The following is a 14178-nucleotide window of genomic DNA, read 5'->3' as shown; positions in this document are numbered from 1 at the left end:
CATCGACGAAATAGCGCCTGTATATGAAATGCCCATGATGCGCCGGTTTTTCAAGGGCGGCGGGGAAATATCATGATGAGTCTCGACCGAGACGCCATACACGCAGCAGCCCTTCGCTACGGTCTGCGAGCAACTCGGCGGTGCGTGCCAGGGCCTCCGGCAGCGTCACGGGACCATCCGCTAAGGCGAAGGTGGCCTCGATGCCCTCGTCGTGAACGGCCTGCCAGCCAGCGCCGAGACGCCCGGCGAGTGCCAGCGTGGGAACATCGAGTCGTCGCGCGCGCTGGGCGATGCCCACCGGTGTCTTGCCGGCAAGACTCTGCCCGTCGAGCTGGCCTTCGCCGGTGATCACCAGGTCGGCATCTTTAAGCAGCCTATCGAAGTCGACCTGATCCATGACCAGCTCGATACCCGGCTTGAGTTGTGCTCCTAGAAAAGCGGCGGCCGCGAAGCCCATGCCGCCCGCTGCACCGGCGCCGGGTAGCGCGCGATGATCCTTGCCGAGTGTGCTGGCGACGTGGTCGGCGAAATGCGCCAGGGCCGCGTCGAGCTGGGTGACATCCGCCGGCGTGGCGCCTTTCTGTGGACCGAAGATGGCGCTGGCCCCGCGTTCGCCGAGCAGGGGATTGTCGACGTCCACGGCGGTCTCCACCATGAGTGTCGCCAGGCGTGGGTCGAGGCCACTCAGGTCGAGTTGGGCCAGTTGCGCCAGTGCCGCGCCACCCGGCGGTAGTGGCTGGTCTTCGGTATCGAGCAGTCGCGCACCCAGCGCTGCGAGCATTCCCGCGCCGGCATCGTTGGTAGCGCTGCCGCCCAGGGTAAGTATCAAACGCGTGGCCCCGGCGTCGAGCGCTTCGCGTATCAACTCGCCGACGCCGAAGGTGGTGCTGTGCAGCGCAGTGCGTTCGACATCGGTGAGTGCCTGCAAACCGCTGGCCTCGGCAAGCTCGATATAGGCCGTGGCACGCGCGGCGTGCCACCCCCAACGGGCGTCGATGGGCCGTCCCAGGGCGTCGTGAACCTCGGTGACGCGGTGTTCGGCTCCCGTTGCGGCGAGCAGGGCATCGAGGGTGCCTTCGCCGCCGTCCCCCATCGGGCACTGGACCATCTGCGCTTGGGGAAAAACGCGGGCGCAGCCCGCAGCGATGGCGGCTGCGGCCTCGCGGGCCGAGAGGGCATCCTTGTAGCTGTCCGGAGCGATGACGATCTTCATGAGCGAGCCTCTTGCATGATCCAAACCCGAGGACGGGGCGTGGTGGTCGAATGGCCAGTAGACTGTCAGCCTAACGCATGCCGCTGCTGGGCGGGAGTCGACCAGCATGCCACGCTGACGGAACCGTGGTGCTCAACTACGCTCTCAACGAGGTGCCCGTGCTGCGGTAACGGTGAGACGAGACGCGCGATGCCGCTCCCCGCCGACGAGTGGCCTTTTCCTTTCAGGCGAGAGCGCGATGATGAAACCTATTTTGTTAGTGGTGGCCTTGGGGCTCGGCGGCTGTCAAAGCCTGGCTTCTTACGATCCGCTGGGCCGTGATGTGGCTTCGCCGTTGCCCGAGGCATGCCACTGGCCGGCCGAGGGCGATGCCAAGGCACGGGTAAGGGCGACGGCAGATGCCTTGGAGGCACAGGGATATCGTATCGAACAGACCGAGGTCGCGCTGGGGTTGGTGAGTGCCGAGCGGGCCAAGGCGCAGCCGGGGCTAGGCGCTGTGGATCGACCGCCCTGGGGACGCAGTGGCTTCTGGGGACGCTACGGCCTGGGCGGCCGCCATGGCTATTCGCTGGGCTATTTCCAACGCTTCGGCGGTGACCCGGTGCGTTTGCAGCGCGTCTCGGTGGTCGCCGCCGAGGATATCGTGCGGGTGACGCGCGATTCGCGTGTGATCGATGTCGATGGTTATCTGATCGATGCGCGTCCGGATAACAGCGCGGCGTTCTGCGCCGCTTTACACGATGATATCGACGCACGCATGCGCGAGGGGAGCACATCATGAGGCGGCTGCTGGGCGTACTGCTCGTGATATCGTTAGTGGCCTTGAGTCTGGGTGGATGCGCGACCACATCGGCGCCACCGCAGACCCGGTCGTTGATCGTCGAGGCCGAGACGTCGACCGCATTGGAAGCGGGAGTGGCGATGCTCACGGCACGCGGCTTCGTGATTCGTCGTGCCGATGTCGACCTGGGCGATGTCGAGGCCGTGCTGGCCGCGCGTCCCACGCTTGCAGTGCGTTACCGGCTCGAGGCGACCGAGCAGGGCACGCGTATCACGCTATCGGGGCAGCGTGGCGGCCAGCCGGTGCCGCCGTATGTGTTCGATACGTTGTTGATTGATGTGCAGGAGCGGCTCGGTGAGCTGCCCTAAGTCCTACGAAAACTGCCTGCGCGCGTATCACTCGCATGGGGCGAGGAGGTTGCGCAGTGTCGCTAGGTGGGTGTCCAGCATCATATCGTCATACGGCTGCGGCGTGCCTTGTCCCCATACCGGCCCCGGCCAGGCTGCGTCGTCCTGGTGGCGGACGATGACATGCAGGTGCAACTGCGCGACCTGGTTGCCGAGTGTGGCCAGGTTGAGCTTGTCGCCGTCATGATGCGTCATCAAACGGCGCCCTACCTCGGTGGCTTCCTGCCAAAGCGTGGCCTGATCGTCGGTGGAGAGTTCGTAGACTTCGCGGATGTCGGCGCGGCGAGGGACCAGCACCAGCCAGGGGAAGCGGGCATCGTCGTTCAGGCGCACCTGACAGAGGGCTAGATCGGCGACGTAATGCGAATCGGCTGCCAAGCGTGGATGCAGGTTGAAATCGGTCATGTACGGCGCTCCTGAAAATCGTCGTAAAGTGGCGTGGCTATGCTAACGTTACGTTACACGGCATAGGGCCGTGCTCCCGCTCAGTGAGCGGTGCTTTCCGGAGAAAACGCATGAAGCGTACATCGATTGCGATCTTGGGTCTTCTGTTGCTGGCGGTGCTGAGTGGCTGTAACACGATTCATGGCGCGGGCGAGGATATCGAACGTGGCGGTGAAGCGATCCAGAATGCCGCAACCAACTGAGTCCTGGAAAGGATGCATAGTGTCGTTAGCTTTGCTACGTTGTGAGCGTGCCGCCGGTATGGCGGATAAAATTACCCAGGAAATGGGTTTGGACCCGCGGGCATGTTCCCGCTTGATACCGTGAAGGAGACACGACTATGAAACGGATGCTGGCTTTTTCCCTACTGCTGATGTTCACCGCTGGTGCGATTACCGGGTGCAATACGTTCGAAGGCGCTGGTGAAGACATCGAGCAAGGTGGCGAAGAAGTGCAAGACGCTGCCAATTAAGGTATTTAGACCGCCGCCTTCGAAGGCGGCGGTCTTGTCTCTCCCCTTCCCCACGATGCCGCTTACCTTGGTTCGCTAGATGTCCCTCTCATGACGCCGCCCCGCTAGCGCCGAACGAGAAGCGTTGTTCCAGCCGTTCGAACGCCAGATCGGTGACGATGGCCAGCAGACCCACCAGTACCGCCCCCTGAATCACATAAGGTAGATTGTTGCCCACCAGGCCGGCGATGATCGGCGTGCCCAGCGTCTTGGCGCCGACCGTAGAACCGATGGTGGCCGTGCCGATATTGATGATCACCGAGACGCGCACGCCGGCGATGATAACGCGCATCGCCAGAGGCAGTTCGATGCGCCACAGGATCTGCCAGGCGCTCATGCCGTTGCCGCGTGCGGCTTCGAGCGTTTGCGCGGGTACCGTGCCGAGCCCGGCGACGGTGTTCTGCACTACGGGCAAGAGGCCATAGAGCACCAGTGCCACCAGCGTGGGCACGAAGCCGAACCCGGCGACGGGCACGACGATTGCCAGCACCGCCGCCGGAGGGAAGGTCTGGCCGATGGCGGCAAGCGTCGATACCAAGGGCTCGAACTCGCGCCCCGCCGGCCGCGTGACGAAAAGCCCCGCTGCCACGCCGACACTCACCGAGATGAGCGACGACACCAGCACCAGGGCGAGGTGAGCGAGCGTCAGATTGAGAAAACTCTCGCGCTGATACATCGCTGGGTCCTGATCGGGAAACAGCGCCCGAAACAGCGGTGCCAACTGCTCCATGCCTAGTACCAGCGCGATCAGCAAGGTACTGAGCGCAATCAGCAGAACACGGCGCGAGGAAGGTGCACGGGACAGTGCGCTGACGCTCATGAACGATGCCCCATGACGCCTGACATCGTCACTTCGCCCAGCAGGCGCCCTTCGTTATCAAGTACCGGCAAGGCCGTCACGCGAAACCACACCATGCGTGACAAGGCTTCCTTCATCGACATCTCCGGCGTGGCGATCCACTCAGGATTGACCACCGTGCGCGCTATATCGGATTCGCCCAGGCGGCCGCCCAGCAGCGCCATGGGGCGGTCGTCGGCATCCACCTGCCAGGTGATCGGCGCGCTGGCGATGGCGTTGTTGCGCGTGCGCTGGGCGGGTCGACAATATTCCTCGACCCGGCGCCGCGAGAGCAGCTTGAGGCCCAGGTCGGCGCGCCCGATGAAGTCGCGCACGAAATCGTTGGCGGGGGCGACGAGAAGCTCCGCCGGACGGTCGTATTGCACCAGTTGGCCGGCATTGAGCAGCGCCACGCGGGAGGCCAGGCGCAAGGCCTCGTCCATGTCATGGGTGACGAAGACGATGGTCTTGCCGGTCTGACGATGCACGCGTGCCAACTCGGCCTGCAAGGTATCGCGCGTCAGCGGGTCGACGGCGCCAAAGGGTTCGTCCATCAGCAGCACGTCGGGATCGGCGGCCAGGGCGCGGGCCACACCGACACGCTGCGCCTGACCACCCGAGAGTTGATGCGGATACTTGTCGTGCAGTCCGTCAGCGTCGAGCTGGAACAGGGCCAGCAATTCGTCGACGCGTGCGGCGATGCGTGACGACGGCCACTTGAGCAGCCTGGGCACGGTGGCGATATTGTCCGCGACACGCCAGTGCGGGAACAGCCCGATCGACTGGATGGCATAGCCGATGCGGCGGCGCAGGCGTTCCGGCGGCAGGGTGGTGATATCGTCGCCGCCCACCAGGATCTTGCCCTCGCTGTGCGCGATCAGGCGATTGATCATCTTCAGCGTGGTTGACTTGCCGCACCCCGAGGGGCCGATGAGCACGCAGAATTCGCCCTGTTCAACGGTCAACGAGATATCGTCGACGACGCGTGTATCGCCATACCGCTTGGTCAATCCCTGAAGTTCGATCATCGGTGTTACCTATCGGCGGGTGCTGGCCGGCTTGCTCAGCACGACCAGCATCTGCAGCGTGAAATCGGCGATCACCGCCAGCACGATGGTGGGAATCGCGCCGAGCAGGACCAGGTCGATGGCATATTGGCCGAGGCCCTGGAAGATAAAGGCGCCCAGGCCGCCGGCACCGATCAGTGCCGCCACCACGGTCAGGCCGATGGCCTGCACGGTGACGATGCGCAAGCCCGAAAGCATCACCGGCAACGCCAAAGGGATTTCCACGCGCCACAGCACCTGACGCGCGGTCATGCCCATGCCGCGTGCGGCTTCGACGGTGGCGGGCGGCACGCCCTTGAGTCCGGCATAGGTATTACGTACTACCGGCAGCAGCGCGTACATCACCAAGGCGATGATGGCCGGTACGGCACCGATGCCTTTGACGCCCCATTCGCCGAGCAATGGGAAGGCGTTGCCGAGTGCCGAAAGCGGCGCGATGAGCAGGGCGAACAGGGCAATCGAGGGAATCGTCTGGAAGAAATTGAGCACGCTGAACAGCGTTCCCTGCAGGCGCACGTGGCGATGGGCCAGCAGGCCCAGTGGAATGCCGATGAGTAATGCCGGTCCCAGCGCGGAGCCCACCAGCACCAAGTGCGTGATGAACTGATCAGCGAATTTGTCGCGAATGTTGGTGTATTCGCGCATGATCGACAGCTCGTCGAAATGGCCGCTGGCGAACAACATCGCCACGCTTCCTCCCGCGATCAGCATGTAACCCAAACGCAACAGCCAGCCGCTGGAAGCGCGCTGAAAGGCATCGATGGCCGCCAGGGCGCAGCAGAATACCATCACCCAGAAGGCCGACCCCTGCGAGACCCGCGCCGAAGGCGACCTTTCGACCAGCGTGCGCTGAGCATAGTCGCCCAGGCTATATAGCGTAATCAGCAACAGCCCCAGGCTGGCTAGCAAGACCACGCCGTGGGCGAGTCCGCGTGGGAGCGGGCGTCTCAGCGCCGCTATGGCCAACACCGCCCACAGAGCTAGAAACGCGCTCAGTTGCCAGGCTGATAATGCTTCGCCAAGGCCGACGGTTTGCCCGGAGGCCAGGCGGTTGGGCGACATCGTGGCGAAAGGCAATAGCCAGGCCGCCAGGAGCCCCGCGCAAAGCAGCGTGACCAGGACGCGATTGGCCACCAGGCGAGGGCTGGCCGCGTCGCTCGTGGGAACGTGAGAAACGGACACCGGTAGCGATCAGTCGAGCAGGTCTTGTGATTCCAGGTAATCCTCGGCGACATCGCCGGCCGGTTCACCATCGACCTGAATGCGACGGTTGAGCGACTGCAGGATTTCCCGGTCGAGCCCTTCGAAAACGGGATTGAGCAGTTCGGGAATCTGCGGATAGGCATCGAGCGTGGCTTGGCGAATCACCGGGGCTGGCTCGTAGACCATCTGCACGCCTTGGGTATCGTCCATGACCTTGAGATCGGCGGCGGGGATGGCGCCGTCGGTGGCATAGACCATCGCCGCATTGGTGCCGCTGGTATTTTCGGCGGCAGCGCGAATGGTGGCCGCCGTATTGCCGCCGGAGAGCACCAGTAGCTGGTCCTGATCGAGGCTGAAGTCATAGGCACGCTGGAAGCTGGGCAAAGCGGCATCGCTTTCCACGAATTCGGCGGAGCCGGCGAGCTTGATCTCGCCGCCATCGCGTATCCAGGCGGCGAAATCCTCCATGGTGGAGAGATCGTGCTCGTCGGCGACGTCACGGCGCAACGCGATGGCCCAGGTATTGTTGGCAGGCGCCGGAGTGAGCCACGCCAGGTCGTTGTGTTCCTTGTCGTAGGCGCGAATCTTCTCGTAACCCTCGCCCGAGCGTTTCCACGCGGCGTCATCGGTGGTCTGCGTAAAAAACGCCCCGTTGCCGGTATATTCGGGATACAGGTCGATCTCATCTTCGAGCAAGGCACTGCGCACGATGTTGGTCGGGCCAAGCTGCAGCTCGGCCTCGATGGGAATGTCGGCCTGTTCCAGGCGCTTGACGATCATGTTGCCCAGCAAGGCGCCTTCGGTATCGATCTTCGATGAGACGCGCACCGGCTCGTCGGCGAATGCCGGCGTCAACGACAACGCCGCGCCGGCGGCCAGGCCGAGCACGGCGGTGGAGAAAGACTTGAAGGTGCCTTGCATGATTCCTGACTCCTTGGAAATGACGGGCGTCGCGACGGTTCCAGTCTTGAGTCTAGCATTCTCGGCTCGCGCGGCGAGAAGGAATGCAGGTGGTCTCACTGGCGATGCTTGGATACGCTGGTTGCAAGTTGCATTGAATGAAGAGGAAGCGACATGAGCAAATACGCGCTGAGCGGTGTAATGGCGGTATTCCTGCTGGCGGGGTGTGCCGGCAGTTCGACACCGGATGAGGCGCCACCCCCGCCATCGATGTCGCAAGACGACGCCTGTGGTGCCAAGGCACTGAACGATTACGTGGGGCAACGTGCCGATGGCGAGACAGTGGGCCAATTGGAAACCGACAGTGCCGTCGAGCGTGTTCGCGTGATTCGTCCCGGCCAGGCGGTGACAATGGATTACCGCGCGGATCGCCTCAATGTCAAACTCGACGACGAGGACACTATCGTCGAATTGACCTGTGGTTGAGCATGCCGGCCATGACCGAGACATGTCGCTGGGCAGTATCGATGAGCGTGACGAGCGCCACGCTTGCGAGGCGCCGTACACCACCTTGCGGCTCACCTGAGCCCCTCTGCTGATTCACCGGAGGTCTAGTTCGTCTCTCCAGCGCTGCACGGCGATCTCGTCCTTGAGCATTTCCAGCGTTTCGATCAACACCTGCTCGGTGACGCGGTCGGTGCGCTGGTCGACGTATAGCCAGGCGTCGATGCCGCTGCCCGCCAGGTCGCCGATGAGGCTCTTGAAACGCGGCGAGCGCAGTCCATCGATGGCCTCGTGGACCACGCGGCTGGCGACGTCGCTCAGGCTGCGTTCCATGGCATGGGCCATGTGCTCGCCCATGGGGAGACGTTTCAGCCGGGTGAGTTCCTGGTTTTCCTCGAGCGTGCGGGTGACCAGGGCCGCCACGTAGCGATGCACTTCCTGATGGTTTTCGGCGTAGCTCTTGTCGACGGTGGTCTCGAGACGCCGGGCGATCTCGTCGACCAGCGCCTCCTTGCGTGGCTGGATCACCTTTTCCGAGAGACGCTTGGTGAAGTCGTCGCTGCGTTGGACTTCCTCTTGCAGGCTGCTCAGCAGGCGCGTCGCCACGCGGTCGGAAAGCTCCTCCATGAGTACGCGATAATAGCGTTCGAAGAAAGCGTATAGCTGCCAATGGCGAATATCGATGGCCCCCAGACGCTGCAACCGAATCAGCAGCGAGATGAGACGCAGCACACGCAGGACGCGGAAGCCGCTGAGTGGAATGCACCCCAGCACGTCGTACCAGTGCACGAACGGATAGAAGAACCAACGTGCGTAGCGGCGCTCGGCGATAGCGAATGCCCAGCCGGCCAGGACATCGAGCAGGAAGATGCTCACGAAGACCAGGTCGATGGTCATGAAACGCTGATGAATAGCACTGTCATAGGCCTGGTGGAGGCTCGGTGCCAGCGCTTCGAGGCCGGCGTTCAAAGGTGGCACGAGGAACAGGCTATCGACGAGCAACAGCAGCAGGTTCGCCGAGACCAACACCACGATGGCGATGTCCCAGACGAGATAAAGGCGCTCGCGTCTTTGCGAGGGGGAGGCGGAAGGTGCGCTCATCAAGTTCTCCATCGGCGGCGCCGCGCCAAGGCGGCGGCATGCATCCTGCACATGGTCACGCTATCAGTTTCCAAGTGCCACGTCAGAGGGTGTTGACAAAAGGACTGCACTCGACAATCCGGCGTTAAAATCGACCTCGTACGCGAGCCCGGTCAAAATACTCATTTACCCCATGTAAACTGGTACGCCAGCCCGGTCCGTTTTCGGCCAATTTTGCCTTGTCTTGCCTTCGTTCGCCTGTTTTGTAAACACCCTCTCAGGATGTCTTGCGAGTCTCGTTGAGATGGGCCTGGGCGTTCTGTTCTGCCTGCTCCTCTTGCTTGCGCATTTTCTTGCGCAATTTGGCTTTTTCGAAGCGCAACTGCTGCAACGGCGTGTCGAGTTGCAGTTGTGGTACGGGGTTGGGATTGCCATCGCTATCGACTGCGACCATGGTCAGATAGCAGCTGTTGGTGTGGCGGATGACGCGATCCTGGATCGATTCGGCGATGATCTTGATGCCGATCTCCATCGAGGAGCGTCCGACATAGTTGACCGAGGCCAGAAACGTCACCAGCTCACCGACATGGATGGGTTGCTTGAAACGTACCTGATCCACCGACAGCGTGACGACATAGGAGCCGGCATAGCGGCTGGCGCAGGCATAGGCCACCTCGTCGAGCTTCTTGAGAATCGCGCCGCCATGCACCTTGCCACTGAAATTGGCCATGTCGGGTGTCATCAGCACCGTCATGGTGAGTTCGTGTTGGCGGGGGAGGTCGTCGGTCATGCGGGCTCCATTGATCGATGCGTGACTGGCAAATGTGTACCACGTTTCATGCGTGATTGTCCGCTTGGCGGGAGATCTGGGATCCGTCCCAGCGGGTGCGTCGGTAGTGCAGGTAGACGGCAGCGAGACCTGCCGAGCGCACTAGGGTGAAGACGGTGAAGGCGAGCCACAGGCCATGATTGCCCAGCGGTTGCGTGAACCACCACACCGGCAGGTAGACGGCGAGCGCCAGGAGGATGGTATCGCGCATTTCGCGGGTCGCGGTGGCGCCGATGAAGACGCCGTCGAGCAGATAACTCCACACCGCGATGGCCGGCATGACGATCATCCAGGGCAGATAGTCACCTGCTGTGGCGCGCACGTCCGGAAGGTCGGTAAGCAGGGCGATCAGGTAGTCGCCACCGAAGAAGAACGCCGCCATGGCGACGCCGGCGGTCATCAGCGAGAACCGCGCGGCGGCGCGCACCGAGGCGCCGAATAGCGGCCAGTCACGGCGTCCCACGGCACGTCCGGTCAAGGCTTCGGCAGCATGGGCGAAGCCATCCAGCGCGTAGGAGGTGATCATGATGAACTGCATCAGCACGGCGTTGGCGGCGAGCACCGTATCGCCCTGGCTGGCGCCCTGGGCGGTGAAGAACGCCATGGCGAAAAGCAGCCCCAGGGTGCGCACGAACAGGTGCCGGTTGACCTGAAAAAGCTCGGAGTAGGCGCCAAGGCGTAGCAAGCGCTGGCGCAAGAACTTCCCCTGCAGCAGCTTCAATTGCCGCGCCACCAGCCACAGGCCAACCGCCAAGGCAGTGTAATCGGCGATCACTGTGGCCCAGGCTACGCCATCGCTGGTCATGCCCAGGCCCACCACGAACACGAGGTCCAGCACGATGTTGACGCTATTGGTCAGCACCATGATTGCCAGCGTGACCCGCGAATTCTGCTGGCCGAGGAACCAGCCGAGAATCGCGTAATTGGCCATCACCGCCGGGGCCGAGAGGATGCGGATGTGCGCATAACTCGCGGCGAGTGACATGGCGGCTTCGCTGCCGTCGAGCAGGTAGAGGCCGAAGCTGATGAGCGGCTCGGCGAGCAGGATCAACATCACGCCGATGCCCAGCGCCAGCAGCAACGACTGCCCCAGCAAGTTGCGTATGTCGCTGTCGTCCTCGCGCCCCACGGCCTGGGAGGTGAGGCCAGTGGTGCCCATGCGCAGGAAGCCGAATCCCCAGTAGAGAAAGCTGAACAGCGTGGCGCCCAGGGTCACGGCGGCCATGTAGCGTGAATCCGGCAGGTGCCCGACCACAGCGGTATCCACCAAGCCCAGTAATGGCACGGTGATGTTGGAAAGGATGATCGGCCAGGCGAGTGGCCAGATGCGTGTCGGCGAGCGTGAAGTGGACACGGGGTTCCGTCGTTTGCGTTGGATGTTTACGCCTGGCGAGCCGCCCGCGAGACATGAGAAGAACGCAGGGGGGTGGAGACTGGCCTAGCGGGCCGTCGATGCGGCGTATCGTGCATGGCCGCGCTCAGGCGGCGGTAATCAGCCGATACTTGTGCATGAGCTGATCATGGGTCTCGCTGCGCTCGGGATCGAGGGGGATGCAGTCCACCGGGCACACCTGCTGGCACTGAGGCTCGTCGAAATGACCGACACACTCAGTGCACAGGTTGGGATCGATGACGTAGATCTCCTCACCCGGGGAAATGGCGCCATTGGGGCACTCGGGTTCGCAGACGTCGCAGTTGATGCACTCATCGGTGATCATCAGGGCCATGGAAGCCTCCTCTACTGCGTCTTGGGCGACGAGGGGTCTGGGGCGAAATGCCGGCTCAGTGCATCGACCACGCAGGGATGCACGAGCTTGGAGACATCTCCCCCGAGACGCGCGATCTCGCGCACGATGGTGGAAGAAATATACGAGTTCTCGATCGCGGGCGTCAGGAACACGCTCTCGATATGAGGTGCCTGGGCCCGGTTCATATTGGCCAATTGTAACTCATATTCGAAATCGGATACCGCTCTCAATCCCCGCAGGATGATGCGCGCCCCTTGCTGATCCAGCAACTGCGTCAGCAACCCGCTGAAGCCGACGACCGTGACGTTGTCGAGTTCGGCGGTGACCTCCTCGATCAAGGCGACGCGGGTCTCCAGCGACAATGCGGGCTGCTTGCGCGGGCTCGCCGCCACCGCCACCACGACCTTGTCGAACATGCGTGCGGCGCGCTCGATCAGATCGTAATGACCATGGGTGACTGGGTCGAAAGTACCGGGATAGACCACGATATTCATGGGTACATCCTGTGCCGAGATACCAACAGGGTAGTGGTTGCCCACGGCCGGCGGCAATCGTGTCGCCGGTCGAGCGCGCCGATTACAGTCGGCCGTAGGGGTTGTCGACCGCCAACGAGACCGGCTGATCGAAGCCGGGAATATGCAGTGCGTCGCGCGTCATCGAGAGTTCCGGCCCTTCGAGAACGCCTTCGCCGAAGCGGTAGGTGACCTCGAAATGGCCGCTGTCGGATGTCGCCAGGTACGCTTCGGAAGCGGCCAGGGTCGTTTCGCGACGCTGCTTCCAGTCGTCGATGGCACGTTGGCCGTGGCGCTGGGTCAGCAGGCGCTCGGTGGCGGCCGGCGAGATGACCAGGCCGGTGGCGTTGTTGCCGCCGAACCCCTTGGCATTGATGAAAGCCGCATCGGCCTCGAAGGGAATCGGGTCGCGGAAGAAGCGCAGGCGCTCGGCGAAGACGTCATCGGCCACCGCATCGAGGGTGAAGATGCCGGGAATGATGCCGTGGGCGAAGGTACCCAGTGCGCTGGCCATCTGATCGCCCGCTGCACCGCCTTGCGAATGGCCGACGAATGCCTTGACGGCGGCCACCGGCCACGACTCGATGCCATGCGCGCGCGCCACCATGTCGAACACATGCGACTCGGTGGTGCGGTTCTTGGGCGTGCTGGTGCCGTGCGCATGCAGGTAACTTCGCTTGCGTACCGACTCCTCGCCAAGCATATCGCTGGCAAGACTCACCGCCTTGGCCAGGGTGATGTAATTGCCGATCCCTGGCGCGGAGATCGAGCGCTTCCAGCCGTCGGCGTTGACGAAGACACCTGGTACGGCGCCGAGGATTTGTGCACCGGTTTCCAGGGCCAGGGCGTCATCCATCAGCAACAGGAACTGGGTCGATTCGGCGATGGTGAAGCCGCAGTTGCGCGCGAAGGGGCGGCACGCGCGCTGATAGTCGCTGTCGGTGAGCAGCGTCAGCGCATCGAGTGCCTTGAGACTTTCATCGTCTGCCAGCGCCCCCATGGTACGGAAACCCTCGACGATCTCCGGCGTGATCGGTGCATCGCTGGTGCCCACCATGACCACTCGGCGCTGGCCACTGCGAATGTCCTCGAGGCCCAGGCGCAAGTTGTACAGAAAGCTGGCGCAGGCACCGAGCGCTGCGCCGGTGGCACCGACGCTGCCCAGCACGTAGGCGTTGAGGAAATCGGCGGGCATCTGGCCGTAGCCCAGCGGCATCTGCTTGGAAGTCACCCGGTTGCCGGCTACGAAGCTCTGCATGAGCCCACCCCAACCCTCGCTGTCGAGCTGGCCGATGGAGTTGCCGGCGTAGACGGCGATGGCGTCCGGGTCGAGGCGGTTGCGCAGCGCCGCCCAGTCGAGGCCGCTCTGGCCGAGGCAATCGGAAGCGCCGAAGATGGTCATCGCCAGGCCGCGCGGATGATGCACGCTGCGATACAGCGTGTTTGGCGAAAAGCCGCTGGGGAGTTGCCCCGCCGAGCGCACCTGGGCACTGCGACGTTCGGGGAGCAGCACATCGAGCGATCCTGGTGGCACTACGACTTCGACCATGCGTTTGTCGATCTCGCGCACCTGCCAGGTGGCCGGTATGTCGTCGGGAAGCTGGCGTCGGCGCACGCGAAAGGTCAGCGGATCATCGAGATCGAGGTGCGCGGCGCGATTGGCGGGGATGCCTTCGCTGCCGAAGCGCTCGTCCTCGATGCGGCGAATCAGGGTATGATCGAGCACATGTTGGCGATAGCGTGCGACGACGTCGGCGTCGCCGAGAATCTCGCCCTGGGGATCCTGCCAGCCGCCGCCTTCCAGGCGCGAAACGAGCTGCATCATGGCGGCCAGGGCGATAATGGTTTGTGCCTGAAGGGTATCGGGCAAAGCGTCGAGAATCGTTCGGCGATAAGCCTGGTGGCCCGAGGTTCTGCCGGCGGCGTTCACTCCGCCCATGCCGACGATCACCGGTAACTGTGACAAGCCGCGTTCCTCGTAATGCTGTGGATGACGATGCGTCCTGATGTGTGACCGGCACGCGTCGGCCGGATGTGTTGCGTCTTCCCGCGCCATAGGGCGCATGGAGTCTCAATGAGTCTGGGCGAGAATGATAGCACCCGGGTGCGAGTGGCGTCATGCGAACACTGTCCGATAAAGG

17 protein-coding genes are annotated in these 14178 nt (G+C 63.2%); 5 read left to right on the top strand and 12 right to left on the bottom strand.

The features are described 5' to 3' along the window. Window positions 1–70: 70 nt before the first annotated feature. Window positions 71–1213 carry a glycerate kinase gene (locus tag L1073_RS10260; protein WP_246899021.1) on the bottom strand — a complete coding sequence of 381 codons (1143 nt, stop codon included), beginning with the start codon at window positions 1211–1213 and terminating at the stop codon, window positions 71–73. 238 nt (window positions 1214–1451) lie between these two features. Between L1073_RS10260 and L1073_RS10255 the strand changes: the two genes are divergently transcribed. Both L1073_RS10255 and L1073_RS10250 read left to right on the top strand, forming a co-directional pair. Next, window positions 1452–1994, top strand: a complete 543-nt coding sequence (locus L1073_RS10255) for a hypothetical protein (RefSeq protein WP_246899019.1) — start codon at window positions 1452–1454, stop codon at window positions 1992–1994. Next, the gene (locus L1073_RS10250) at window positions 1991–2362 is read left to right on the top strand and encodes a hypothetical protein (RefSeq protein ID WP_246899017.1); all 372 of its coding nucleotides are present in this window, start codon (window positions 1991–1993) and stop codon (window positions 2360–2362) included. The genes L1073_RS10255 and L1073_RS10250 overlap by 4 nt, the downstream gene beginning before the upstream one ends. A gap of 27 nt (window positions 2363–2389) precedes the next feature. Here the strand turns inward: L1073_RS10250 and L1073_RS10245 are convergent, their stop codons facing one another. After that, window positions 2390–2806 carry an HIT domain-containing protein gene (locus L1073_RS10245; protein WP_246899016.1) on the bottom strand — a complete coding sequence of 139 codons (417 nt, stop codon included), beginning with the start codon at window positions 2804–2806 and terminating at the stop codon, window positions 2390–2392. A 110-nt stretch (window positions 2807–2916) separates the two neighbouring features. On the opposite strand from L1073_RS10245, the gene L1073_RS10240 reads away from it, so the two are divergent. Together L1073_RS10240 and L1073_RS10235 are read left to right on the top strand one after the other, a co-directional pair. Further along, window positions 2917–3048, top strand: a complete 132-nt coding sequence (locus L1073_RS10240) for an entericidin A/B family lipoprotein (RefSeq protein WP_246899014.1) — start codon at window positions 2917–2919, stop codon at window positions 3046–3048. 137 nt (window positions 3049–3185) lie between these two features. Next, window positions 3186–3317 carry an entericidin A/B family lipoprotein gene (locus L1073_RS10235; RefSeq protein WP_246899012.1) on the top strand — a complete coding sequence of 44 codons (132 nt, stop codon included), beginning with the start codon at window positions 3186–3188 and terminating at the stop codon, window positions 3315–3317. Window positions 3318–3405: 88 nt separating this feature from the next. On the opposite strand, the gene L1073_RS10230 is transcribed toward L1073_RS10235, so the two are convergent. The 4 genes from L1073_RS10230 to osmF are packed head-to-tail and all read right to left on the bottom strand — an operon-like array spanning window position 3406 to window position 7385. Then, entirely contained in the window at window positions 3406–4176 is a 771-nt protein-coding gene (locus L1073_RS10230) for an ABC transporter permease (protein WP_246899010.1), read from the bottom strand. After that, complete coding sequence (locus tag L1073_RS10225; RefSeq protein ID WP_246899008.1) at window positions 4173–5222, bottom strand: ABC transporter ATP-binding protein; 1050 nt, start codon at window positions 5220–5222, stop codon at window positions 4173–4175. The genes L1073_RS10230 and L1073_RS10225 overlap by 4 nt, the downstream gene beginning before the upstream one ends. 9 nt (window positions 5223–5231) lie before the next feature. Then, window positions 5232–6443 (bottom strand): ABC transporter permease, encoded by a 1212-nt coding sequence (locus L1073_RS10220; protein ID WP_246899006.1) that lies wholly within the window; start codon window positions 6441–6443, stop codon window positions 5232–5234. Between the two features lie 9 nt (window positions 6444–6452). Further along, the gene (osmF, locus tag L1073_RS10215; protein WP_246899004.1) at window positions 6453–7385 is read right to left on the bottom strand and encodes a glycine betaine ABC transporter substrate-binding protein OsmF; all 933 of its coding nucleotides are present in this window, start codon (window positions 7383–7385) and stop codon (window positions 6453–6455) included. Window positions 7386–7538: 153 nt separating this feature from the next. Between osmF and L1073_RS10210 the strand changes: the two genes are divergently transcribed. Next, the gene (locus tag L1073_RS10210; protein ID WP_246899002.1) at window positions 7539–7850 is read left to right on the top strand and encodes an I78 family peptidase inhibitor; all 312 of its coding nucleotides are present in this window, start codon (window positions 7539–7541) and stop codon (window positions 7848–7850) included. A gap of 114 nt (window positions 7851–7964) precedes the next feature. On the opposite strand, the gene L1073_RS10205 is transcribed toward L1073_RS10210, so the two are convergent. From L1073_RS10205 to L1073_RS10180, 6 genes are all read right to left on the bottom strand, one after another. Next, window positions 7965–8969, bottom strand: coding sequence for an ion transporter (locus L1073_RS10205; protein WP_246899000.1), 1005 nt, complete (start codon window positions 8967–8969; stop codon window positions 7965–7967). Window positions 8970–9225: 256 nt separating this feature from the next. Continuing rightward, the gene (locus L1073_RS10200; RefSeq protein WP_246898999.1) at window positions 9226–9738 is read right to left on the bottom strand and encodes an acyl-CoA thioesterase; all 513 of its coding nucleotides are present in this window, start codon (window positions 9736–9738) and stop codon (window positions 9226–9228) included. A 46-nt stretch (window positions 9739–9784) separates the two neighbouring features. Next, window positions 9785–11131 (bottom strand): MATE family efflux transporter, encoded by a 1347-nt coding sequence (locus tag L1073_RS10195; RefSeq protein WP_246898997.1) that lies wholly within the window; start codon window positions 11129–11131, stop codon window positions 9785–9787. 124 nt (window positions 11132–11255) lie between these two features. Beyond that, a complete protein-coding gene (locus L1073_RS10190) occupies window positions 11256–11504 on the bottom strand; it encodes a YfhL family 4Fe-4S dicluster ferredoxin (RefSeq protein WP_011508227.1) in 249 nt (82 codons plus the stop codon). 11 nt (window positions 11505–11515) lie between these two features. Continuing rightward, the gene (coaD, locus tag L1073_RS10185) at window positions 11516–12019 is read right to left on the bottom strand and encodes a pantetheine-phosphate adenylyltransferase (protein WP_246898995.1); all 504 of its coding nucleotides are present in this window, start codon (window positions 12017–12019) and stop codon (window positions 11516–11518) included. A gap of 82 nt (window positions 12020–12101) precedes the next feature. Continuing rightward, the gene (locus L1073_RS10180) at window positions 12102–13976 is read right to left on the bottom strand and encodes a beta-ketoacyl synthase (protein ID WP_246899180.1); all 1875 of its coding nucleotides are present in this window, start codon (window positions 13974–13976) and stop codon (window positions 12102–12104) included. Between the last annotated feature and the right edge of the window lie 202 nt (window positions 13977–14178).

This window comes from Chromohalobacter nigrandesensis, assembly GCF_023061285.1.
GTDB lineage: Bacteria > Pseudomonadota > Gammaproteobacteria > Pseudomonadales > Halomonadaceae > Chromohalobacter > Chromohalobacter nigrandesensis.
This window is presented reverse-complemented; position numbering and strand designations above follow the sequence as displayed.

Excerpts from the sequence above, each read along its gene's own strand:
- L1073_RS10260 (WP_246899021.1), bottom strand. The coding sequence starts at position 1,213 with ATGAAGATCGTCATCGCTCCGGACAGCTACAAGGATGCCCTCTCGGCC.
- L1073_RS10255 (WP_246899019.1), top strand. The coding sequence starts at position 1,452 with ATGATGAAACCTATTTTGTTAGTGGTGGCCTTGGGGCTCGGCGGCTGT.
- L1073_RS10250 (WP_246899017.1), top strand. The coding sequence starts at position 1,991 with ATGAGGCGGCTGCTGGGCGTACTGCTCGTGATATCGTTAGTGGCCTTG.
- L1073_RS10245 (WP_246899016.1), bottom strand. The coding sequence starts at position 2,806 with ATGACCGATTTCAACCTGCATCCACGCTTGGCAGCCGATTCGCATTAC.
- L1073_RS10240 (WP_246899014.1), top strand. The coding sequence starts at position 2,917 with ATGAAGCGTACATCGATTGCGATCTTGGGTCTTCTGTTGCTGGCGGTG.
- L1073_RS10235 (WP_246899012.1), top strand. The coding sequence starts at position 3,186 with ATGAAACGGATGCTGGCTTTTTCCCTACTGCTGATGTTCACCGCTGGT.
- L1073_RS10230 (WP_246899010.1), bottom strand. The coding sequence starts at position 4,176 with ATGAGCGTCAGCGCACTGTCCCGTGCACCTTCCTCGCGCCGTGTTCTG.
- L1073_RS10225 (WP_246899008.1), bottom strand. The coding sequence starts at position 5,222 with ATGATCGAACTTCAGGGATTGACCAAGCGGTATGGCGATACACGCGTC.
- osmF (WP_246899004.1), bottom strand. The coding sequence starts at position 7,385 with ATGCAAGGCACCTTCAAGTCTTTCTCCACCGCCGTGCTCGGCCTGGCC.
- L1073_RS10210 (WP_246899002.1), top strand. The coding sequence starts at position 7,539 with ATGAGCAAATACGCGCTGAGCGGTGTAATGGCGGTATTCCTGCTGGCG.
- L1073_RS10205 (WP_246899000.1), bottom strand. The coding sequence starts at position 8,969 with ATGAGCGCACCTTCCGCCTCCCCCTCGCAAAGACGCGAGCGCCTTTAT.
- L1073_RS10200 (WP_246898999.1), bottom strand. The coding sequence starts at position 9,738 with ATGACCGACGACCTCCCCCGCCAACACGAACTCACCATGACGGTGCTG.
- L1073_RS10190 (WP_011508227.1), bottom strand. The coding sequence starts at position 11,504 with ATGGCCCTGATGATCACCGATGAGTGCATCAACTGCGACGTCTGCGAA.
- coaD (WP_246898995.1), bottom strand. The coding sequence starts at position 12,019 with ATGAATATCGTGGTCTATCCCGGTACTTTCGACCCAGTCACCCATGGT.
- L1073_RS10180 (WP_246899180.1), bottom strand. The coding sequence starts at position 13,976 with ATGGGCGGAGTGAACGCCGCCGGCAGAACCTCGGGCCACCAGGCTTAT.